Genomic DNA, 23,305 nt, shown 5'->3' with positions numbered 1-23,305 from the left:
GTCACCGGCTTGGTCCCCCGGCCTATTATCGAACTTTCCACTGCCCTCCGATTGCGTTCTTATCAGGCCAGTGGCCGCTTCCAGGCGAGTCACCGGCGCTCAGACAGACCCTCGCGGAAAATGACGCGATGGCCGAGCGACCGCAAACATATTGGAGGGGATGGCATGAGGATCTTGAGAGGAACTTCGCTATTGGCGCTCAGTTTGGGCGTCATGGGAGCGGGCAGCGCTTTCGCGCAAACGTCGGAGGATTCAACGAAGACCTCCACGGTCGGGCTGGCGGACATCATTGTCACCGCCCAGAAACGGGCCATGCCCTTGCAGGATGTGCCGGTCGCCGTGACCGCCTTCACTGGCGAGGCTATGCGCGCATCCAATCTCGACGCGCTCACCGGCCTGCGGGGCCTGGTCCCAGGCATGACCATTTCGCGCTCAGGCGCCGCGCTGAACACGCCGCAGATCAGCCTGCGCGGCATCTCGCTTCAGGACCCCAATCGCGCGGTGGAATCGGGTATCGGCTTCACGATCGACGGCATTCCGCTGGCGTTTCAGCGCGGGACGCTGCTCGACGCGTTCGACATCGAACGGCTGGAGGTTCTGCGCGGTCCCCAGGGCTTGCTGTTTGGCCGTAACACCACGGGCGGTACGCTAAACGTCATCCGGTCCCGCCCCGATCCCGATGCTGCCGCCACTGGCAAGCTGCGCGCGACAGTGGGAAGTTTCGGGCGAACGGATTTTGAAGGCGTGATCATGGCGCCGATCATTCCCGGCCTTCTGGCGGTCAAGGGCGCGATCGCGATCAAGAAGCATGATGGCGAGTTTCGCAACAGCATCACCGGCGGCCGCGAAGGCAAGCGCGACATGCGCGACTATATGCTTTCGCTGGTGGCGACACCGAGCGACCGGACCAGCATCTACCTGTCCTTGGAACGGATGGAGGATGACAGCGAGGTGCCGCCCTATGTCCCGCTGATGACCCCCGACCTCATTCCGTTGACGGGACCCAAGCTGCTCACGCCCAACGGCCTTGGTACGCTGGGTTATCCGACTTATGTTTCGGGGCAGAATATGCAGTGCCTCAATCCTGCAACTTCCATCGTCTGCAGGCCGCTCAGCAAGAAGCGCAATGATGTCGAAACGACCCAGTTTCCCGCCTACTACAACCTGAACGCCGTGACGTTGGAGGTTGCGCACGAACTGGACGGCGTAAAGCTGGTCAGCCTGTCGGGCTATCGTGAGGACAAGGAAGACCAGATCGGCGACTTTGACGCGACCCGGTTCGCCATACAGCGCAACGACAAGCGGGAAAGCTCCTGGCAGTTTTCGCAGGAACTGCGCGCGGAAACGCAGTTCGACGGGCCGATCAATTTCGTGACCGGCGCTTTCTACATCGAATATGCCTTTACCGCCCGGCAATTCCCGTCGGTCGATTTGGCTGGACTGTCGCCGGTCACCCCGCCGGGCACCTCTTTCTTCAACTCACTCAACGCCTATCGCATCCGGCAGAAAAGCCGCTCCTTCGCGCTGTTCTTCCAGGGTGACTGGGACATCACCGACAAGCTGCGGGTGACCGCAGGCGCACGGCAGACCTGGGATCGCAAGCAAACGAACTTCACGCTTTGGGGGCGCATCCAGCAACCCTTCCGCGACCAGTTCGTGTTGGGACCTCAGCAGGGGCCGGTCAGCGCTTCGGTCAAGTTCGACGAACTGACCCCGCGCATCGGGCTGCAATATGATGTGAAGCCCGACCTGCTGGTCTACGCCAACTGGAGCCGTGGTTATAACGCTGGTGGGTTCAACGGTCGCGCAGGCAGCATTGTCAACGCCGTCATTCCCTATCGCCCTGAAATCATGGACGCCTATGAAATTGGCTTCAAGAGCGAGTGGTTCAACCGCCGCGTGCGCCTTAACGTCGCGGCGTTCCACAACACGTTGAAGGACAAGCAGGAAGATGTCCTGACTGTGGTGCCGGGCGGTGCGTTGGTGACCGCTACCGTCAATGCCGCCAAGGCGCGGTACAAGGGCGTGGAAGCTGAACTAGCGGTGGTCCCTGTCGCCGGATGGACGATCACCGGATCGGCCGGCTATCTGGACGCGAAATATCTGAGCTTTATCGGCAATCTTGCCGGGCAGGGCCTGGCGGATCTTAAGGACCTGAAGCTTCGCCGCACGCCCAAATGGACCGCAGGCGCGATTTCCGATTACACCTTTGACCTTGGGGCAGGCCGGGCGGGACTGAACGCCGCTGTCTACCACACCTCCCGGTACGAAACGAGCGTACTCAACGACCCGCGCGGGTCCATTCCCCCGGTCACCAAGGTCGATCTCGCCATGCGCTATGAATTTCCAGTGCATGACAGCCTCAGGATGACGCTGACGGGCTTCGTCAAGAATGTGACGAATAACACCATCTATGATGGCTTCACGTCCAGCAATACGGCAGGGTCGTTCATTGACTTCGCGATCCCCAGCGTCGGGCGGACATGGGGCGTGTCGTTGGCGGCGGACTTCTGATGACCGCCGACGACCTTCCCGTGAACGCCGACCGGCTGGAGTTGCTGCAGAATTGCTGGGTCGTGCCCGACCTGGACGAAGCGATGCAGCGATGGCTGTCCATGGGCATCGGGCCATTCTTCCGCCGCGATGCGGATTACCCTGACGCGCTGTATCGCGGACGGCCCGAACCGCTCGCTTTCAAAGCGGCGCTGGCGCAGGCGGGGCCGGTTCAGATCGAACTGATCCAGCAGACCAGCGCGGGTCCGTCCGCCTATCGCGACGTGGTGTCCGAAGGACAGAGCGGATTTCACCATATGTGCCGCATGGTTCACGATGTGGGTGAAGAAATCGCTCGCCTGCGGGCGCGGGGCATAGAGATGGCCAGCGAGTTCCGGTCGGTCGGCGGGGCGCAGGTGGCCTATGCCGACACCCGGCGCGAAATGGGCTGCATGCTGGAACTGGTCCCCACAGAGCCGGTGCTGGTCAACCTGTTCCGCGATGTGGCCCAAGCCGCGCGATATTGGGACGGCAGCGATCCCGTCCGCATGCTGGAACTGAACGGCGACACGCCGCCGCAGAACTGAGAGGATTATCGTGAAGATCGAAGCAGCCAAGACGCTGGACGAGGTGCAATTCGCCGCCACCGCCGACGTCATCATCGTCGGACTGGGAGGGGCCGGCGCTTCCGCCGCGATTGCCGCCGCCGAAGCGGGCGCGGACGTCCTGGTCATCGAACGGACGTCGGGCGGCGGTGGCTCCACTGCGATGTCGGGCGGGTTCATCTATCTGGGCGGCGGCACGCCCCCGCAAACGGCCAACGGCTTTGCCGACACGCCCGACAATATGGCGCGGTTCCTGAAGGCCACCCAGCCCAAGGCCGCTATGGACAAGGTCGACGCCTATTGCGCGGGCAGCGTCGACCATTATGACTGGCTGATGTCGCTGGGCGTCACGTTCAACGAACGCTATTTCGACGGCAAGCATTTCCACCCTCATAGCGATGAAACACTGGTCTGGACCGGCAGCGAAGCGTGCTGGCCGCTGTCCGATGCGGCTGTACCGATGCCGCGCGGTCACAAGCCAGGCGGTGGGTTTGTGGGACATCTACTGTTCGGACGATTGCTTCACCGGCTCGAAGAACTGGGCGTCCGTATCGTCTATGATGCATCGGCCAACGCCCTTGTCCGCGACGCGGCGGGCGCGGTTGCCGGTGTCCAGTACCGGCAGGAAGGCCGCAATATAGCCGTAGCCGCGCGCAAGGGCGTCGTGCTGGCGACAGGCGGCTGCGAATGGAACCGCGAACTCGGCCTGGCCCATGGATCGAAGGGCGTGCGCGAAGGCGTCGATCCGCTAGGCGTGCCGACAGCGGATGGCGCAGGAATAGAGCTGGGGCAAAGCCTGGGCGCAGCGACCACCGGTCTGGACCAAAGCATGGTGACGTCCCCCTTCTACCCGCCCGCCAGCCTGGTGAAAGGCATATTGGTCAACAGCCAGGGTCGCCGTTTCGTGGCGGAGGATGTCTATCACGCCTGGTCCACCGACGCGATCCTGAACCAGCCGGACGGCAAGGCTTATCTGATCTGCGACAATGTCAATTTCGGGCGACCCGAACTTGGCGACATCCGGTCGGAACGCAAGCATGAGGTGGTCGACGCCTGGGACAATATCCCAGAAATGGAGGCCGACCTCGGCATGCCGGAGGGTTCGCTGGTGAAGACGATCGGCGACTACAACCGTTATGCCGCCACCGGCCATGACGAGGAGTTCCGTAAGAACCCCAAATGGCTCGCTCCAATTTCGGAGATACCCTTTGCCGCGATCAACTGTTCGGTCGGATCGGCCTATTTCTGCTGCATCAGTCTGGGCGGCATCGACACTGACGTTGATGGCCGGGCGCTGAAACCCGACGGCACGCCGGTCCCCGGCCTTTACGCGGTCGGCCAGGTGGCGCCGAACCTGTCGGTCGAAGGCTGGGGCTATGCGAGCGGCCTGCTGATCGGCGGCGCGACCTTTTTCGGGCGCAGGGCAGGTCGAGCCGCAGCCGCAGAGACAGCGCGTCATGGCCTGGCCATCGAACCCGCCTGAGCCGCAGATCAACCGCCCCCTTGTGCGATCATTTCCACATATTCCCAGGAGCCATTCATGACCACGCAGACCAGCAATGATCTTTACGACCAACTGGAAGAAGATCCCTGGCGCTTCCTGCAACTCAGCCAGGAGGAGCTGTTTGACCTGGACTATGACAGGGTCGAACAATTCCAGCTCGCCTTGTTCAAACGACGGTTCGAAGCCCTGAAGCCCAAGTTGCGCGCGCTCCAGCGCCTGGCGGAGGAAGTGGGGGTCGATGAAGTCAGCGGGTTCGAAGACCTGACCCGTCTCGCCATGCCGCACACCATGTTCAAATCCTATTCCGCGCTGGACGTGCAAAAGGCGCGCTTTGACAAACTCACCCGCTGGCTCCAGGCGCTCACCACCCACGACCTGTCGGCGGTCCATGCCGAACATTGCGAATCCATCGAACAATGGCTGCTGGAAGTCGAGCGGGTGACGCCGCTGCGGCCAGTCACCTCATCGGGAACGAGCGGCAAGATTTCGCTCTTCCCCCTGAGCACTGTCGAAGAAAGCCTGTTCGTCGACAAGAACACCTATATCGTCGAGCCATATCGCGACGAACCGGGCATTTATGCGAAGAGCGGCGAATATGTTTTCGTCTGTCCGTGGCCTTCCCGCTATGGCCGCCACAACATCCCGCTCATCATGCGTGTCCTGAAGGAAAATTGCTACGATGGCCGGGAGGACATGTTCATCACGCTGGACGACGGCACGCTGACCGCTGACGAAATGTGGCTGAACGGACGGCTGCAACGCGCACAGGCGCTGGGCGAGGAACTGGAACTCAGCCCCGCCGAGCAGGCAATCGCCAGTGCGCTGGCAACCCGCGCGTCCAATGCGGACGAACGGTGGACTCGCTTTATCGAAAATGCCGTGGTTGGCCTAAAGGGTCAGAAGGTCATGTTCTACGGCGCGATCATGAACCTCTACCTCATGGCCGAAGCCTGCCGGAAGATGGACATCTTCGTCGAATGGCATCCCGATTCCATGATCATGACCGGCGGCGGCACCAAGGGGTTCAGCTTTCCCGAAGGGTGGCGCGACGTGGTGGCGGAACGGTTCCCGCACCATGTCCCGGCGCGCGTCAAGGAAGTCTATGGCATGACTGAATCCAGCTCGACGGCGGTCTGCTGCCCCCATGACAAGCTGCACCCCCTGCCCTGGGGCATCACCCACCTGATGGACCCGGCCACCGGCCAGTCGCTGCCGCGCACAGGCACGCAGACCGGACGGATGGTCGTGTTCGACCCCATGCCCACGACCTTCTGGGCCGGGGTCATCACCGGCGATCAGGTGACGGTACATTTTGACGGCGGATGCGCCTGCGGGCGCAAAGGCCCCTTCATGGACAATGACATCAACCGCATCTCGGAACTGAATGGCGGCGACGACAAGATCGTCTGCGCCCGCACGCCGCAGGCCTTCCAAAGCCTTGAGGACTTTCTGGCCAAAGCGTCCTGACCCTATTTGTTTCGGAGCATTTCAAGATGAAAGAATATACTATCCCGCTTATCATCCGGGGCCGCATCATAGAGGATAATCTGGTCCGTTATGAAGGACGCCGGGGCGAAATCGCCTTTCTGACGCCGGACGTGAACAAATATCTCAACCAGATCGTCCTGCGCAATGGTTCCGACCTTCAGGACTATTATTCCGTCAGCATGGACAATATCCTCGATTTTCTTGAGGAACTGGGCCGCAGGCTGCACCCGGACACCAATCCCGACATCCGGCTTGCGCTGGAAATGAACATGCAGTCTTCGGGCCAGTCACCCGACATATTGCGCACCGCCTATGTCTCCTTTGCCGCAAATCTGCGGCGGACCATCGTCGAAGAAGCGATCGACCAGAATATCGGGCGCGACTATCTGGAAGGATGGAAGCCCAGGAAGCTGCATGACCGGGACGCGATGGTGCGCGCCTTTGGATCGCGCATCGTTCACCTGAATGCAGGCAACGCGCCCAATGTGGCGCTGCACGCGGTCATCAACGGATCGGTCCTGCGTTGCGACAATATCGTCAAAAGCCCGTCGAACGACCCCTTCACCGCCGTCGCCATTGCCAAGACTATGATCGCCATGGACCCCGATCATCCGATCACCCGGCACATGACCGTCGCTTATTGGAAGGGCGGGGACCTGGGCTTTGAAAAGAAGCTGTACGACACGCGCAACATCGACAAGATCGTTGCCTGGGGTGGCCCTGCGTCGATGAACCACATCCGTCAGCATCTGACTTCCGGCCTCGACCTGATCGCGCTCGATCCCAAGGTCAGCGCATCGATCATCGGCGCGGAAGCACTGGAATCAGACGAGCAGATGGGCTGGGTCGCGCGGCAGCTGGCCAAGGATTTCGGCTATTTCAATCAGGAAGGCTGCGGCAACAGCCGCCTCGCCTATGTCGTGTGCGGCGACGATGATCGCTCGCTGGACCGGCTGAACCGCTTCGGTCGGCTGGTGCAGGACGCATTGCAGGCCCTGCCCGCTGCCTATAGCTCCCCTCACCCCGCCTTCGACCCCGTGCTACGCGACGAGATAGAGGGCATCCGCTATTCCGACGATTATCGCGTGTTCGGGGTCAAGGCCAATGAAGGCGGCGTTATCGTATCGCAACAGGCGGAGGCGGTTGAATTCAGCGACCGGCTGGGCGGACGCGTCATCAATATCATTCCCGTGCCGGACCTCGACGCCGCAGTAGCCGCCGTTACCATCCACACCCAGACGATCGGCATCTACCCCAATGCGGCACAGGCCGAAATTGCCGACCGATGCATGTTGCGGGGCGCGCAGCGTCTCTCACCGCTCGGCTGCATCGCCTATGAAGGGCTGGGCTATCCGCATGACGCGATGGAGATCATGCGCCGACTCGCCCGCTGGGGTGTTCGCGAGCAATTTGACGAAGCCGTTGCGGAAGCAGGCGCCGGGATGATGTGCGCGGCCTGACAAGCCCCGCCACCATTATGAAGGGGGGCGGGATCGTTTTTGATCCTTGGGGCGGCGTGCCCAATTACCGATCTTCCCCGATCGGGCTACGCCTTGCCAGGCCCCCCTTCCTTTTTCCAATCCGCGACGTTCAAAGCGCGCTGCTCTCCGTCAGAGCAGCCGATAGCGTCCATCTATCAGCTTGACGGCTTCCTCCTCCCAATTCACCAATATCTCGCTTATCTGATGGCCGATTTCCGACATGATCTGGCCCACAAGCATCGGTGAGAGCACGATGGATATTATCGAGAAGGCAGCGACCTTCGCATCGATATCCGGGCGGAAATATCCTTGGCTCACCAATGTGCGGATCAGTTGCTGCATTCGGGTGAAGCTGCCCTGCGACTTTTTCTGCCGATAGGAATGCCACACCGTCGAATAAGGGCGAAAACTTTCGATCAGCACGACGCTGGCGGTGCCCTTATGCTTTTCCAACAGGTTCAGCCAGGCGCTGACGATCTTGCGCGTGGCGTCCTGACAATCGGTCATGAACAGCGTGTTGAGATCGTTGAGTGTCTGGGCGAGGTCGCTGCTGAGGTTATCCAGCGCGGCATCGATCAGGCCGTTCTTGCCGTGATAATAATAATGAATCATGCCTGCGTTGGTGCCAGCGGCCAGGGCGATCTCACGCGTTGTCAGGTCAAGGTGACTTTTGTTGCGCAGCCCCAATTCCATAGCATGCAACAATTCGGTCGACACTTCGCGATGGTCCGCCATCACAGGTCGACCGCGTGCGGAAAATCCGGTTGAATCCGGCGCGTGCAGATTACCCATCGTCACCTCTCCATTATGTGCAGCGACGGGAGTCTTATATATTACCGCCGCTCGCATGACACGCCAGCATCTTTACTGTGCGCGGATAGATACAATGTCCCGGCTGTCCGGTCTCACTCCCTTTTCTGACAAGGGTTCGTCTAGGTTCCGCCGAGTGCCGACGCTCATTACCTCCTCAGGAAGCAACAAGGCATCGGCACAACGACGGTCAGTCAAATTCAGGCAGGAAGCTGATGCAGCGCGCACAGCTTGTTTCCGTCGGGGTCGCGCAGATAGGCCAGATATAGCGAACCTTGGGGACCCTTACGAACGCCAGGCGCATCCTCGATCGACTTGCCGCCGTTCGCCACCCCGGCCGAATGCCAGGCATTGGCCTGTTCCGGGTTCGCAACGCCAAAGCCGATGGTCCCGCCATTGGCGTGCGTCGCCGGCTGACCGTCTATCGGCTTGGAAATAAGCAGCGCCGCACCATTGTGCATATAGACCAGCCTGCCGTTGCCATCGTCAAAACCTGGTCCGGCGCCCAATGCGCCCATTGTAGCGTCGTAGAATTTCCGGGACGTCTCGATGTCATTGCTGCCGATAACGATGTGCGAAAACATTATTTGCTCTCCTGTGATTCAAGCTGCGTTTGAACGATGATCCAATAGGGAAATGCATGGCCGACAGAATAAATTATCCGGCAACAGAAATGGCCATGGCCATGACGCAAATCCGGTCCCGCATCCACCTGGCATTGTAAGACATCAGTCAGACAAAGACAATGATGGGCGATTTTCTGCCGCTATGACGCCCAGGCAGCTTTGGGCCGCGCGGCGTCCTGTGAACACACAGTCCGCCAGGGAAAGGCCGCTGATATAAGTGCGCGAAGGAATGCTGCCGGTCGCTCGCCCGGCTGCGTACAGACCGGGGATGCTACTGCCATCGGCGCGCCTGACAGCGCCCGTTGTTTCTTCAAGCGCAAGCCCGCCAAGGGTATGGAAGGTGATAAAGCTGAATCGGTTGGCGAGCGAAACGTTCATGGCGACATAGGGTCCAGAACCCAGCGATTTCAAATGGTCCTTCAGCTTTGAAAAATCATCGTCATGCCGGTCGCGAACCATGTCTTCATAGCGCCGGATCGTCTGGCGCAGGCGCGCGGGGTTAAGGCCGCATTTGCTGGCCAGCACATCCAGGTCGCGTGCGCGCTTCGTCCCACCGAGCAAAAGGTTGAGCATGGCCGGTGCGCCAAAGCGCATGAATGCATCGAACCCGCCCGTCACAACCTGGCGCATCGCCTTGCGCACATCCTTGGCTGACATGATCAGCCACGCCTTCCCTTCCGGTTGATCGGCGATGGCGCGGCCCAGCGTACCGACATAGACCGCTTCGTTGGCGAACCGGTCCCCCGCCTGGTTGACCAGAATGCCGTCCAGCAACGCAGCGGGGGGAGACTGGACCCGCCCGACAAACATCGCGTCCATGCCCGCGGTATCCGCACCCAGAGCCGTGCCCAGCCGGACGGCCGTGCCATCGTCGCCCAATGTGCCAAGGCGCATCATGGTCTTGTAATGCTGCGTCAGCACCGGCGCATGCTGGCTAAGCATGTCCAGGTTGAACGCGAAGCCACCCGTCGACAGGATGACGCCAGCCTTTGCCCGGACATAACGCAACTGCCCGTGCTCCGTCTCCATGGCGCGCGCAGCTCGCCCGGCTGCTTCCGCCTTTGCTTCCTTAAAGGGTGCGGTCGGCGGGAATTTATCATAATATTTCTGATGTTCAGCCTGTTTGTCGCGGGAAAGCTGGAGCGCCGCGACGCCCACCACGCGCCCGCTTCTGTCCACGACCAGGCTCTGCACGATCGTATGCAACATGGGACGAATGGCTGACTGGTCCGCTGTCTGGCGCAAGGCATGATAGAGCTTGTTGCCGGTAAAGCCGCGCCCCAAAGTCCTGTGCCCGCGTGGCGCAGGCTTCGCCTCGCGACAATAGGCCTCCACCTTCTCATTGCCCGAATATTGCAGGAAATAGCCTTCGGGCGGGTAGGTCGTCTTGCCGGTATAGAGCTTGGTCCCGAATACGACGCCATGCGCCTGCAGCCATTGCAGATTAGCCGCGCTGTCATCGCAAAAACGCTTCAACGTCTCCGGCTTGACGATATCGCCGACCTCCAGCCGCAGATATTTCAGCATGTTGTCGGGATCATCCTCGACGCCATTTTGCCGCTGTATGTCCGTGCCCGCCGCATACACCACGCCGCCGCTGAACGCCGTCGCCCCACCGCCGTTGAAACGGTCGATAGCGATGACGCTGGCACCATTTTCCACCAGTTCCAATGCAGCGCAGATCCCCGCCCCGCCATAGCCGACGACAACGACATCCGCCTCATCGTCCCACTGGAACGTGTCGGCGCTATCGATGGAAATCACCGGCTCGCCACCCAGGGAGTTCATATCCGCAACCTTCACGAAATTTCTTCCTTTATCATCGTCATATCCGCCATTTCTGCATCATCACCACGCACCGGGCGATAGAGAAGGAAGACGAGTCCGATCAGCACGAACGAACCGACATGCAGATATATGGCCAGGTCATAGGAACCGCTGGCATCGAATAGCAGGCCCGCGAGCGGAGCCGCGCCAAATATCAGCGGCACCTGAAGAAGATAGGACATCCCCATGGCAATGCCGACGCGCTCGCGTCCCATCCATTCGGCGGTCAGCGTGCCAAACAGGGTCAATATGCCGTTGCAGCATAGCCCGATGCCAAAGGCCAGAAGCAGCAGCAACGGAAAGTTCGCGCCCGCCACGATCAGCCCCAGCCAGGGCGGAATCTGCGCCAGCGACAGGATCGCAAAGGCCTTCGCGCCGCCGATGCGGTCTGCCATCCAGCCAAATAGCGGCGCGCCCGCCAACCCCGCCATGCCCAAGGCTGCGAGCAGCATCGAAGCGGAGCCAAGGTCCAGACCCCGGCTGGTTGCAAGGACGGCCAGATGGGTCACCATGACCAGCCCCGCAGCGCTCAATATGCCCACGCCCAGCGTCATGATCCACAGGGCAGGCATGCGCAGCAACATGCCCGGCGCTACTTTCGCAACGGCTATATGACTCGCGACCACGCCGCTGACCGCGCCCTTGGCTCGCTGCCCGACGCGAGCAGGATGGTCGACCAGCAATAGCAACAACGGGACCAGGGAAGCCATCAACACGCCAAAGAAGAGGAAAGTCGTCCGCACGCCTGCCATTTGCACCAATGCCGCCGCCGCCAGCGGCATCACCATATTGCCAAATGGCATGTTCATCAGCCCGATGGCCTTGCCGCGTCCCGACACGAACCAGTTGCTGACAATGTTGGTGCAGGGGATGATCCCCACCAGGCAAAAGCCCGGCCCGATCAGCAGGCCATAGCAGGCCAGCATCGCATAGACCGAATGAACATGCGCGATCAGCAGGTAGCCGGCAGCACTCGCCAGCGCGCCCGCCATCATCAGCAGCTTGATGGGAAAGCGCGACATCAGCGCCCCGGCAAAGGGCGACAGCAGCCCCATGGACAGGGTCAGCACGCTGGAACCAGCGGATGCCAACGCCCGGCTGGTGCCGAACTCCGTCTCTATCGCGCCGACCAGAGCGCCGTAGCTGCCAAAATTCACGCCCAGAACGACATTCAGCACCACGAACAGCAGTGCCGCCATGCGCCAGCCCGAAAAGGACTCCTGTTCCGCATGTTTCGCCATGAGCATGATTTCAGCTCGTCCGCGACGAAAGGGCGCGGCCTTTCGTCACAATGAAATGCCGCCATCCACGAGCAGGGTCTGCCCCGTAATGTAGGACGCCTGTTCAGACGCAAAGAACAGCACTGTGTTCGCCAGCTCCTCACCCTTTCCGGGGCGGTTGCCAAGCGGGATCATGCTGCTCATCAGCTTCACCATGTCCTTCCCGATATCGCTTTGCGTCGTCGACTGATCGATCGGCGCAACTGCCCCCTGGCCGATGTCGAACCAACCCAGGCCGATGGAATTGGCGCGGACGCCATAGCGCCCTTCCTCCACCGCGATCTGGCGCACCAGGCTTTCGATGCCTGCCTTTGCCGACGCGGACAGGCCGTCGTTTATAAGCACCTTGTAATTGGCAAAGGACGTGCAGGCGATCAGGCTGCCACGGCTTTCCCGCAGATGGCTAATCGCGCCGCGAACGATGTGGAAAAAGCCCAGAAGCTCGGAATCGACCTGCAGCTTGAAGCGATCCGGCCCATTGTCGACGATGGGGCAGACGTCGATAACCGGCCCCGCCGCGTAAACGACGGTCTGAACCGACCCGAACTTTGCCACGACATCGTCGATAATCTCCTGCGGACGTTCGGGCGACTTGATGTCCGCCTGATAGGCGACCACCGAACATCCCTCGTCACGCAACTCGGCTTGCAGGTCCTCTGCCCGTCCCTTGCCACCAAAATAGGTGAAGGCCACATCGCATCCAGCCCTGGCAAAGGCACGCGTGATGTGACCGCCAGCACCGCCGCTACCGCCGAATATGACGACGGCACCCTTCTTGAAATTATAGGTGACGGACATTCCATGCTCTCCTGTAACCAATTCATGCCCTGCCGCTTTGGGCGGTCCTTGGGGCTATAGCCTCATCCCACCGCTCGCCTGGATGATCTGGCCCGTCAGCCATGCCGAAGCGGGCGACGCCAGGAAAAGGACGATCTGCGCGATGTCGTCGGGCGTGCCCAGCCGACCGAGCGCGGCCATGCTGCTCAGCGCGCGCATCGCATCGTCGCTCGCCCGATATCCGTTGATCAGGTCGGTATCGACCGGCCCCGGCGCCACGGCGTTCACGCGGATGTTACGCGCGGCAAGCTCAACCGCCATCGACAGGGTAAAGGAATGTATCGCCGCCTTGCTCATCGCATAGGCAAAGCCCGGAGGCTGCGCCATCAGCCCGCTCATGGACGATATGTTCACGATGGCCCCGCCGTCACTCATCCGGGTCAGCGCCTGCTGGGTGACCAGCACGGGGGACTTGAAATTGACGCGATACATGCGGTCAATTTCTTCTTCCTTAATCGTGCCAATCGGGGATGTTTCGCCCGCCCCCGCATTATTGACAAGGATGTCGATCCGTCCGCCCAGTTCGTCGACCCCGGCGAACAACTGCCTGACGCCATCGCCGTGGCTAAGGTCCGCCTGCAGGATCGCCGCCTCGCCGCCCACCGCCTGCACAGCCGCTACGGTCTGCTCCGCGCTTTCGCGACGGGACGAATAATGGGCGATCACCCGCGCACCGCTTTCCGCCAGCCGGACCGCGATCTGTCGACCAATGCCGCCTGAAGCGCCTGTGACCAATGCAACCTTGTCGTCCAACGGACCCATTTTCCACCTCTCCTGACCGCCGCGTCGCTTTTCCTGTGCGAACTGCGTCGATTCTTCTTCACCGTATGCCGGCTTACCTCCTTAATAAGTGACGCGTGTCTGACAAGCTGTCAATCCCGCCTCCATGGCCTTGAACAAACGCCATTGTGTCCGCGTCATCGTCATGGCATAGAAGCCATATAAGACGAATGTCATTTAATATCTGGAGAGGACATGGCCGAGTTCGACTATATCATTGTCGGAGCGGGCAGCGCGGGTTGCGTGCTGGCCAACAAATTGTCGGCAGATTCCTCGATTCGCGTGCTGCTTCTGGAAGCGGGCGGCGACAATGATCATATGTTCGTTCGCATGCCCAAGGGCGTGGCCAAGCTGGTCGGCGATCCCAAATTCGCCCAATATTTTCCAGTTCAGCAACCGCGCGAAGAAGGACTGGACGCCAGCGAGATCTGGCTGAGAGGCCGGGGCCTGGGCGGATCTTCCGCAATCAACGGCATGATCTATATCCGTGGCCAGCCCGAAGATTTTGAGCAATGGGAAGCGCGCGGGGCGACAGGATGGGGCTGGAACACGATGCTCCCCGCCTTCAACGCTATCGAGGATCATGAACTTGGCGCGTCCAACGAACATGGCGTTGGCGGTCCAGTCCATGTTTCGACCGAAAAATTTCACTACCCCCTCGCCGACCGCATGATCGATGCGGGCAATCAGATGGGCCTGCCGCGCAACGATGACTTCAACGCGGGAAGCCGGGAAGGCGTCGGCTATTATCATTATAATATCAAAAATGGACGCAGGCAGAGCGCAGCCGTCGCTTTCCTGAACCCGGTGCGTCACCGGCGCAATCTGGTGGTCCAGACGGGCGTTCAGGTCGATCGGATCATCATTGAACAGCGCCGGGCAAAGGGCGTCGCCTGCCGCATCAATGGGCAGCAGGCGGAGTTCCGCTGCCGTGGCGAAGTCATCGTGTCGGCGGGCGCAATCGCGTCGCCCAAACTGCTGCAGCTTTCAGGAATCGGCCCGGCTGACACATTGAAAGCGGCGGGCGTGGATGTCATTTTGGACAGCCCCGACGTGGGCCAACGGATGCAGGAGCATCCGATCTACGGCATCAACTATGACCTGCAGGGCGAAAAGGGCCTTAATCACCGCTATCGCGGTCTGGGGCTGGCCCGCAGCCTTGCCGAATATTTCCTGTTCAAAGGTGGCCCTATGGCCACCGTTCCGCAGGAAATCGGCATCTTTGCCAGGAGCCGCCCCAGCGTGACGCGCCCCGACATCCAGTGCTTCGTCGGCGGCGTGACCCTGGCCCAGGGGGAAGCAGATGTTGCCGTGCCGACCAACGGGGTCAACAAGCATCCGGGCATGATGATCGCGACCGCGATGCTGCGCGCAACCAGCGAAGGCAGCCTTGCCATCACCTCGCCCGACGCCGACGCACCGCTTCGCATCCACCCGAACTGGCTGACCACGCAGGAGGATTGCGACACGGCGGTCGCCATGGTCCGTTTCGTGCGCAAGTTGATGACCCAGCCCGCCATCGCTCCCTATGTGGCGCGCGAAATCGCACCGGGATTGAACGGCAATGACAGCGACGATCAGATACTGACCGCCGTACGTCGACATCTTAGCTGTGGCACGCATGCGGTCGCGACATGCCGGATGGGCAGCGACGAACAGGCGGTGGTGGACCCACGTACGCGGGTGCGCGGCGTGGACAGGCTGCGCGTGGTGGACTGTTCCATCATGCCCAACCTGACGTCGGGCAACACCAATGCGCCGGTCATGGCGACGGCCTGGCATGCGTCGTCACTGATCCTCGAAGACGCGCGATAGAACGGAGGAGGGATGACCGTGGCAACCCAATGGGATGAAGAAACCGAAGTCCTGATCGTGGGGTCCGGCGCGGCGGGCTGTTCTGCGGCGCTGGCCGCCCGGACTGCTGGCGCGCAGGTGCTGCTGCTTGAACGCACCGACAAGCTGGGTGGGACGAGCGCCGTTTCGGGCGGCGTGCCGTGGATTCCCAACAACCATCATATGCATGAAATCGGGCGCAGCGATTCCCGCGAGCAGGCGCTCACCTATCTTCGCCGTATTTCGCTGGGCAAGATGGACGACGGCATGATCGAAACCTTCGTGGACACGGCGCCCCAGGTGCTGCTGTTCCTCGAAAAGGAAACAGACCTTCGCTTCCGCGCGCTACAGATGCCCGACTACCACCCTGAGTTTCCCGGCGGCAATGTCGGTCGGTCGGTGACGGCTGGCATCTTCCCGGCGGGAACGCTGGGGGAATTGCGCCCGGCGCTCCGGTCCAGCGCGCATTTCCCCATCCCCATCTCCATCGCCGATGTGGAGGATGGCTTCAATGTGCTCGACCCCGAACTGATCGGCGGACGCCTCAACGAAGACATGGTCGGCATGGGCGGCGCGTTGATGGCGGGGCTGCTCAAGGGGCTGGTGGATCACGGCGTCCGTATCGAACGCAATGTCCGCGTTCTGCGGCTGGTGCAGGACAATGACGTGGTCATCGGCATCGAAGCGGAGCGCGACGGGAAGCCGTGGCGCGTGGGCGTGCGCAAGGGCGTTATCCTGGCCTGCGGCGGATATGAATGGAACAAGGAAATGACCCGCGAATTCCTGCGCGGCCCGATGCACAGCCCCCACAGCCCACCCTGGAATGAAGGCGACGGGCTGAAGATGGCGATGCAGGCGGGGGCCGCCTTGGGCAATATGTCGGAAGCCTGGTGGCAACCGTCCGTCACCATACCGGGTGAGGAATATGACGGGCGTCCGCTGGTCCGGCTGACCGGGATAGAACGCTGCGGTCCCGGTTCGATCATCGTCAATCGGTCAGGTCGCCGCTTCGTCAATGAAGCGTGCAACTACAACGATATAGGCCGCGTCTTTCAGGCCTTCGATCCGGTCGATTTCGACTATCCCAACCTGCCCGCATGGCACATCGTCAGCCAGGACTATATGGATCGCTTCCCGTTCCTGACGCGCTATCCGGGTGACCCCGTGCCGTCCTGGATGGAAAGCGCGGACACGCTGTCCGAACTGGCCGCCAAGATCGGCGTCGATCCCGCCGGACTGGAGGCGCAGGTCGCGCGGTTCAACGACAATGCGCGCAATGGCGTCGACCCCGACTTCCATCGCGGCGAAAGCATCTACGAACTATATTGGGGCGACCCCAGCGCAGAGGGCACCGCAAAGACGCTAGGGCCGCTTGAACGCGGACCCTATTATGCCGTCGAAACCAAGATCGGCACGATCGGGACAAAGGGTGGCCCGCGCACGAACGAACGTGCCGAAGTGCTCAGCCTGTCGGGCGGCACCGTCCCCGGCCTCTACGCAGCGGGCAACGCCATGGCGAGCATCATGGGCATGGCCTATCCGGGCGGCGGCGCGACGCTCGGCCCCGCGCTGACCTTTGGCCACATTGCCGGACGCGAAGCCGCGCGCGGATCGAACCGCTTCTGAACAATGAGCGCGGCGCATCATGTGCGCCGCCAGTGGAGTTTCATCATGACTGATCCGAAAATCGTCGCGACCTATTACACCATCGCGGGTGATGCCTATCCCGGCAAGCCGGTCGCCAGCCCCTTCCCGCTGGAACGGCGCGCCGCTGCGGCTGTCGCGGCGGGCTATTATGGCATGGGATTGTCGGGCGATGACCTGGCCGCCAATGTCGCCCTGCACGGGACCGCCGGAATCCGTCGCATCCTGGACGATGCCGGTGTCCAGTTCCTGGAAATCGAATGCCTGACCGACTGGTTCGCACAGGGCGACGCTCGCGCCGCGTCTGACAAAATGCGCCGCCTGTGGCTGGATACCGCGGTCGAGATCGGCACCAGGCACATAAAGGTGGTCGGCGACCTCAGCGACAGCGGCGTGTCCATGGACTCCATGGCTGCCGACTTCCGCCTGCTCTGCGACGAAGCGGCACAGGTGGGTGCCCATGTGTCGATAGAGGTATTTCCGCTCGCCAATATCCGCGATCTCACCTCCGGGCGGCAGCTGATCGAACAGGCCGGCGCGGCCAATGGCGGACTGCTGATCGACATCTGGCACATGACCCGCCCGGGCATCCCCTATGAAGAGGTCGCTGCCCTGCCCGTCGAATATATCAAGCATGTGGAACTGGACGACGCCGCCGCTGAAGTGGTGGGCCATTTGTTCGACGATTCAACCGATAATCGCCTGCTGCCCGGCGAAGGCAGCTTCGACGTGCCGGCATTTCTGCGCGCGATCGCGGCGACCGGATATGACGGCTGTTACGGTATCGAGATGCTCTCGCATGAATTCCGCGCGCTTGAGCCGGAAGAAGCGGCAAGGCGATCCTTTGACGCCGTCGCGCGCCAGTTCGCGCTGGCACGAGAAGCAGCGTGATCGCCGACATGTCACAACACCATGTCAGTGAGACTGACGTCATCGTCATCGGCACGGGCGCAGCCGGGCTAGCCGCCGCCCTCAGCGCACGGCATGCCGGAGCGGACGTCGTCGTCCTGGAACGCTCCGAAAAGCTGGGCGGCACCACCGCCATTTCCGGCGGCGTGCCTTGGATTCCCTGCAATCACCACATGCATGAAGTCGGAAGCAGCGACACGCGCGCAGCGGCCCTCACCTACCTGCGGCGTCAATCACTGGGCCGCATGGATGATGAGATGATCGAAACCTATGTCGATGCGGGCGTGGATGTCATCAAATTCATCGAAGCGGAAACGGACATTCGCTTCCGCGCGCTCCAATGGCCCGATTATCACCCCGAACTGCCGGGGGGGACGTTCGGTCGGTCGCTGTCCGCAGGCCTCTTCCCCGGCAATGATCTGGGAGAATTGCGGCCCAGACTCCGCAGCAGCCTGACCTTTCCCATTCCGATTTCCAGCAACGACCTGGAGGATGGCGTCGATATATTCGACCCTGCGATCATCGGCGATCGGTTGGAAAAGGGGCTGGTGGGCGTCGGCAACGCGCTGGTGGCAGGCCTGACCAAAGCCGTGGTTCACAAAGGCGCGACGATCCTGTTCGGCATGCGCGCGCAAAGCCTGGTCATGGACGAAGGCGCGGTCGTCGGCGTTCGGGGCGATCATGATGGCGTGCCATTCGAAATTCGCGCCCGACGCGGCGTTATCATCGCCAGCGGCGGGTTCGAATGGAATGCCGCGCTGGTCAAGGACCTGTTGCGCGGCCCGCATCAGGGCGCGGCCAGCCCGCCTGACAATCAAGGCGATGGCCTGTTGATGGCGGCGGAGGCCGGTGCCGCGCTCGCCAACACCGACGAGGCATGGTGGATGCCGATCATGAAAATTCCCGGAGAGGAATATGACGGCCAACCGGCCATCCGCTTCGCCGTGACGGAACTCACCAAACCCGGTTCGATCATGGTCAACCGCGCCGGACAGCGCTTCGTCAACGAAGCCTGCAACTATAATGATCTGGGCCGGTCCTTCTTCCAATTCGACGCCCAGACATTCGACTATCCCAATCAAGATGCCTGGATCATTTTCCACCAGGCCTATCTGGACCGTTACCCGGTCATGACCCGCTATCCGGGCGACCCGTTGCCCAACTGGATCGAACAGGCCCCAACTTTGGCGGCGCTTGCCGACAGGATCGGCGTCGATCCTGTCGGTCTGGAACGCACCGTCGAACAGTTCAACATCTTCGCGCGCGACGGCAAGGACCCGGCCTTCCATCGCGGCGAAAGTCGGTACGACCGCTACCATGGCGACTGGGCATTGGAAGGATCGCACCAGACCGTTGGCGTGCTGGACCAGGCGCCATTCTACGCCTGCCGCGTTTACCCCGGCGTTCTGGGGACGAAGGGCGGCCCGAAAATCAGCGCCAGAGCGGAGGTGCAAAGCCTGCGCGGTGGCAAGATTGCGGGTCTGTACGCTGCGGGCAACGCGGCGGCCAGCATCACGGGCATGGCCTATCCAGGCGCTGGCGGGACGATCGGCCCCGCGCTCGTCTTCGGCCATATCGCCGGACGGGAAGCCGCAGCCAGAACCAACAGGCAGTAAACAACTCTGTCAAATGCAGAATAGATACACTTGTAGATCGTTCGCACGTTTACCGTATTGACAGATGTCACATTTGGTGATGGAATGATGCGGCCTGATGTGATGCAGGGTGCCGCTATTCGACGCCCAGGGCCCCGACCCGGACCTTGCTGACCATCGTTGCATAAAGATCGGGACGCCTCATCGCGGGCACGGGCGGCGTCATCCAATGATCGATAATGATAATCACAAAGCGAGGGGAAGACCGATGAAAAAGAAGGCTTTTGGTTATAGCACCATGTTGTTCGCCACCGTGGCGTCAGCGCCGCTGCTTGCTCAGACTGCGACGCCGCCTCAGGACAACGAAGCGCAGGCACGCCCCACGGCGGGCCTTGAAGAAATAATCGTCACGGCCCAGCGCCGCAGCCAGAATCTGCAGGACGTTCCCGTCGCGGTGACCGCATTCACCGGCGAAGCGTTGGAAAACAAGGGTATTTTCCGCGTATCCGACATTCAGCAGGCCGACTCGTCGCTGTTCGTGTCGCAAATGTCGGGCGTCATCATCCCGTTCCTGCGCGGCGTCGGCAATCCTGGCGCATCCACGCCCGGCAATGAAGCGAGCGTGCCCGTCTATATCGACGATGTCTATTATTCACGCCTGGCGAGCGCCTATCTTGAACTCGCCAATATCGAACGGGTCGAAGTGCTCAAAGGACCGCAAGGAACCTTGTTCGGCCGCAATTCGACCGGCGGCCTGATGCAGGTCTTCACCCGCGATCCGGGCGAAACCACGGACCTTTCCGCGACGCTGGGCTATGCCAATTACGATACGGTCAGCGGCAAGCTGTACGCAGCAACCCCGTTGGGCGAAAATGTTTCGGCTGGTATTTCTCTTGCCGGGCTGAACCAGGGCGATGGATGGGGCAAGAACCTGTTCACCGGCAAGGATACGTACCGCCGCAAATTCTATAATATCCGGTCAAAAATCGTATTCGAACCGACCGACACGACCAAGATCCGTCTCAGCGGATTCTATACCTATCAGCGGCAGAATCAGGGCAACGCGGTCAGTATCTATCCGGGAACGACGCGCGGCTACCCGTTGGGATCGCCGTTGCAAGGCACGCAATATTTCGACCCGCCGGGTTTCTACGATATTAATGCGAATACAGAGATATTCCACCGCCTCCGTGGCTGGGGTGGCGCGTTGAAAATTGATCAGGAACTTGGGTTCGCTGACTTTGTCAGCATCACATCCTTTCGAAAAGCGAAAGAATTTCTGAATTACGAAGGCGATCACACGGAACTGAACTGGCTGGCTTTCCCGATTAACATCCGGGACCGCCAGATCACACAGGAATTTCAGCTGAAGTCGCAGCCTTCATCGGACATCAGCTGGATATTGGGCCTGTTCTACATCAATTCCCGCACGAATGTCGATGTCGCTATCAATGGCGACGCCTTGACCCTGAACGGGTTGGTCAGCCAGAACCTCAATAGCGTGCAGAAGATCGAATCCTGGGCTCCCTTTGCACAGGCGACCTTCCCGGTGGTGGATGACAAGACCAATATCACCCTTGGCCTCCGCTACACAAAGGACCGGGTGGAAGGACAAGGCCGTCAGTCGATTACCCCGCTGGTCGGACCCGACTTCCCCGCCGCCCCGGACTATAATGAGACCTTCAATTTCGACAAATGGACGTACAAGGTATCGTTGGATCACAACTTCACCGACGACATCATGGCCTATGCGACATGGAGCCGTGGCTATAAATCGGGCACGTTCAACACGATCCCGGTTGCTGCGGCGCCAACCCGGCCTGAAACTGTGACGTCTTATGAAGCCGGCCTGAAGATGATGCTGTTCGACCGCCGGGTGCGCGCCAACTTTGCCGTGTTCCGCAACGACATCAAGGACCCACAGGTCCAGCTCGTCCAGCTGGTCGATACGCCCGCAGGCCCAACGCCCCTGGTCGCCTTTGCCAACGCTAAAAAGGCGCGGACCAAGGGCGTGGAGTTCGACAGCACAATCCTGGTGACCGACCAATTGAGGCTGGACCTGTCAGGCCAGTATCTGTGGGCGAAGTTCCTCGACTTTGACAACGCGCCGTTCAACGTGCCGATCTTCACGTCGCCCTGGGGCGTGACGCTGGCGACGGGCGATGCCAGCGGCAACCGTTTGTCGCAAACCCCCAAGTGGAAACTGAATGCGGGGTTCAACTATGATGTTCCGACGTCAGTCGGCCAATTCACGTTTGCCGGACAAATGTCTTATCGTTCCAGCCTGAAATGGGACCCGGACAATATCCTGACGGAACCCAAGCTGACGCTGTTCAACGCCAGCATCACCTTCAAGCCGGAATTCAACGACAAACTGACCTTCCGCCTGTGGGGCGCAAATCTCAGCAACGAGAAATATTTCAATAATGAGATCCCACAGACTGACACGCCCGCAGGTGATCTGGGCGGCGTTGGCGATCCGCGGACCTACGGGATCGAGGTTCGCTTCGACCTCTGATCCACGATTGCAGCCAGGGGGCTGAGCAGCTCGTGATCCGCGTCACATTGGGATGACGCGGATCACGACGCTTGGGGGGCCTTTTTTTCTTCCCATCTGCCTTTGGAGACAATGATGCTGCTGCATGAGGATTACCCTCACACCGTTCCCGCCCGCGCCTGGTTGCGTTGGAAGGAAAATTACTTCTGGGTGTTCATGGACCCCGAACGGGACCTGTGCTGCCTGGCTCACAGCACGGCAGAGCCGACCTTCGACCGCGCCTTCGCTTCCTTCACCGTGCTGCATAAGGGCGTAAAGGTCAGCCACAGCGGCGAAGTGCCCCTGCCCCAGCCCTTCGAACATCAGAAACTGCTGCGCTACGGCAACCAGACGGTTCACTTCCTGAAGCCTCAGGAAGAATTTCTGGTCGAATATGAGGATGAGAATATCGCCGCATCGCTGCGCTTCACGCGGCGCATGCATCTGTTCGACTTCCTGGCCTGCGCCGACGTCAATCCCGACCAGTTTTCCATTTCGGAAAACACCGCGCTCGACCGGACCGGCTTTCGTCATCAGGGCCAATGTATGGACGCAACCGGCAAGGTGACTTTCAAAACCGGTGAGCTTGCGGGCGTGTCGCTCGACGTCGATGGCTCGGGCTATCGCGATCATAGCTGGGGGATGCGCAACGACCAGATCGTGCTGGACCACAACTGGTCCTTCTTCAACTTCCCGACCATGGGTTTTCACCTGTTCACCGTCCGCAACACCGTGCGCCCGGCCAACATGACCGCCGAAGGCTATATCGCGCGGCCAGAGGGGAATGAGGTCATCAAAACGCTCCACATCGAAAATGTCGGCGAAGGGCCGGAAGGCATGCCGGACAAGGTCATATTCCATACCATGACCCTTGGCGGAAAGAAATTCACCCTGACCGCCGACGTGGGCAACGCCTTTGCCCGCCTGCCGCTGCATTCGCAAAAGCCGGGTGCAAAGGTCTACTATAACGTGGAAAATATGTGCCGGGTGCGGTGCGAGGAGACGGGCGAGGAAGGCCTTGCCAATGTCGAAATCGGCGCTTTGAAGGACGCCTGAC

Annotated in this window: 17 protein-coding genes; 11 read left to right on the top strand and 6 right to left on the bottom strand. The window is 60.9% G+C overall.

The features are described 5' to 3' along the window. Nucleotides 1–165 precede the first annotated feature (165 nt). From FHS54_RS13835 to FHS54_RS13815, 5 genes are read left to right on the top strand one after another with little or no spacing between them, the layout of a single operon-like run. Entirely contained in the window at nt 166–2,514 is a 2,349-nt protein-coding gene (locus tag FHS54_RS13835; protein ID WP_167304636.1) for a TonB-dependent receptor, read from the top strand. Continuing rightward, nucleotides 2,514–3,080 (top strand): VOC family protein, encoded by a 567-nt coding sequence (locus tag FHS54_RS13830; protein WP_167304634.1) that lies wholly within the window; start codon nt 2,514–2,516, stop codon nt 3,078–3,080. The genes FHS54_RS13835 and FHS54_RS13830 overlap by 1 nt, the downstream gene beginning before the upstream one ends. 10 nt (nt 3,081–3,090) lie before the next feature. Next, nucleotides 3,091–4,581: an FAD-binding protein gene (locus FHS54_RS13825; RefSeq protein WP_167304632.1), complete on the top strand. Its 1,491-nt coding sequence runs from the start codon at nt 3,091–3,093 to the stop codon at nt 4,579–4,581. A gap of 57 nt (nt 4,582–4,638) precedes the next feature. Further along, complete coding sequence (locus tag FHS54_RS13820) at nt 4,639–6,069, top strand: long-chain-fatty-acid--protein ligase (RefSeq protein WP_167304630.1); 1,431 nt, start codon at nt 4,639–4,641, stop codon at nt 6,067–6,069. Nucleotides 6,070–6,095: 26 nt separating this feature from the next. Next, on the top strand, nt 6,096–7,550 hold the full coding sequence (locus FHS54_RS13815) for an acyl-CoA reductase (RefSeq protein WP_167304628.1): 1,455 nt from the start codon (nt 6,096–6,098) through the stop codon (nt 7,548–7,550). Between the two features lie 150 nt (nt 7,551–7,700). On the opposite strand, the gene FHS54_RS13810 is transcribed toward FHS54_RS13815, so the two are convergent. The 6 genes from FHS54_RS13810 to FHS54_RS13785 all read right to left on the bottom strand — a co-directional run bounded on the left by FHS54_RS13810 (nt 7,701) and on the right by FHS54_RS13785 (nt 13,713). Further along, nucleotides 7,701–8,363, bottom strand: a complete 663-nt coding sequence (locus FHS54_RS13810) for a TetR/AcrR family transcriptional regulator (protein ID WP_167304626.1) — start codon at nt 8,361–8,363, stop codon at nt 7,701–7,703. Between the two features lie 218 nt (nt 8,364–8,581). Then, on the bottom strand, nt 8,582–8,965 hold the full coding sequence (locus tag FHS54_RS13805; protein WP_167304623.1) for a VOC family protein: 384 nt from the start codon (nt 8,963–8,965) through the stop codon (nt 8,582–8,584). A 144-nt stretch (nt 8,966–9,109) separates the two neighbouring features. Further along, nucleotides 9,110–10,810: an FAD-binding protein gene (locus FHS54_RS13800; protein ID WP_167304621.1), complete on the bottom strand. Its 1,701-nt coding sequence runs from the start codon at nt 10,808–10,810 to the stop codon at nt 9,110–9,112. Next, nucleotides 10,807–12,075: an MFS transporter gene (locus FHS54_RS13795; protein WP_167304619.1), complete on the bottom strand. Its 1,269-nt coding sequence runs from the start codon at nt 12,073–12,075 to the stop codon at nt 10,807–10,809. The genes FHS54_RS13800 and FHS54_RS13795 overlap by 4 nt, the downstream gene beginning before the upstream one ends. A gap of 45 nt (nt 12,076–12,120) precedes the next feature. Continuing rightward, nucleotides 12,121–12,912: an SDR family NAD(P)-dependent oxidoreductase gene (locus FHS54_RS13790; RefSeq protein ID WP_167304617.1), complete on the bottom strand. Its 792-nt coding sequence runs from the start codon at nt 12,910–12,912 to the stop codon at nt 12,121–12,123. A 54-nt stretch (nt 12,913–12,966) separates the two neighbouring features. Beyond that, on the bottom strand, nt 12,967–13,713 hold the full coding sequence (locus FHS54_RS13785) for an SDR family NAD(P)-dependent oxidoreductase (RefSeq protein WP_167304615.1): 747 nt from the start codon (nt 13,711–13,713) through the stop codon (nt 12,967–12,969). A gap of 213 nt (nt 13,714–13,926) precedes the next feature. On the opposite strand from FHS54_RS13785, the gene FHS54_RS13780 reads away from it, so the two are divergent. The 6 genes from FHS54_RS13780 to FHS54_RS13755 all read left to right on the top strand — a co-directional run bounded on the left by FHS54_RS13780 (nt 13,927) and on the right by FHS54_RS13755 (nt 23,304). Further along, nucleotides 13,927–15,546 (top strand): GMC family oxidoreductase, encoded by a 1,620-nt coding sequence (locus tag FHS54_RS13780; protein ID WP_167304613.1) that lies wholly within the window; start codon nt 13,927–13,929, stop codon nt 15,544–15,546. 12 nt (nt 15,547–15,558) lie between these two features. Continuing rightward, the gene (locus tag FHS54_RS13775; RefSeq protein WP_167304611.1) at nt 15,559–17,190 is read left to right on the top strand and encodes an FAD-dependent oxidoreductase; all 1,632 of its coding nucleotides are present in this window, start codon (nt 15,559–15,561) and stop codon (nt 17,188–17,190) included. 45 nt (nt 17,191–17,235) lie between these two features. Next, nucleotides 17,236–18,099: a sugar phosphate isomerase/epimerase family protein gene (locus FHS54_RS13770; RefSeq protein WP_167304609.1), complete on the top strand. Its 864-nt coding sequence runs from the start codon at nt 17,236–17,238 to the stop codon at nt 18,097–18,099. Nucleotides 18,100–18,107: 8 nt separating this feature from the next. Next, complete coding sequence (locus FHS54_RS13765) at nt 18,108–19,733, top strand: FAD-dependent oxidoreductase (protein WP_167304607.1); 1,626 nt, start codon at nt 18,108–18,110, stop codon at nt 19,731–19,733. 247 nt (nt 19,734–19,980) lie between these two features. After that, nucleotides 19,981–22,230, top strand: a complete 2,250-nt coding sequence (locus FHS54_RS13760) for a TonB-dependent receptor (protein ID WP_167304605.1) — start codon at nt 19,981–19,983, stop codon at nt 22,228–22,230. 111 nt (nt 22,231–22,341) lie between these two features. Next, nucleotides 22,342–23,304, top strand: a complete 963-nt coding sequence (locus tag FHS54_RS13755; protein ID WP_167304603.1) for a hypothetical protein — start codon at nt 22,342–22,344, stop codon at nt 23,302–23,304. The last annotated feature ends 1 nt before the right edge of the window (nt 23,305 follow it).

This window comes from Sphingobium vermicomposti (assembly GCF_011762025.1).
Classification (GTDB): Bacteria; Pseudomonadota; Alphaproteobacteria; order Sphingomonadales; family Sphingomonadaceae; genus Sphingobium; species Sphingobium vermicomposti.
The sequence above is the reverse complement of the archived record's forward strand: the minus strand, read 5'-3'. Positions and strand labels throughout refer to the sequence as shown.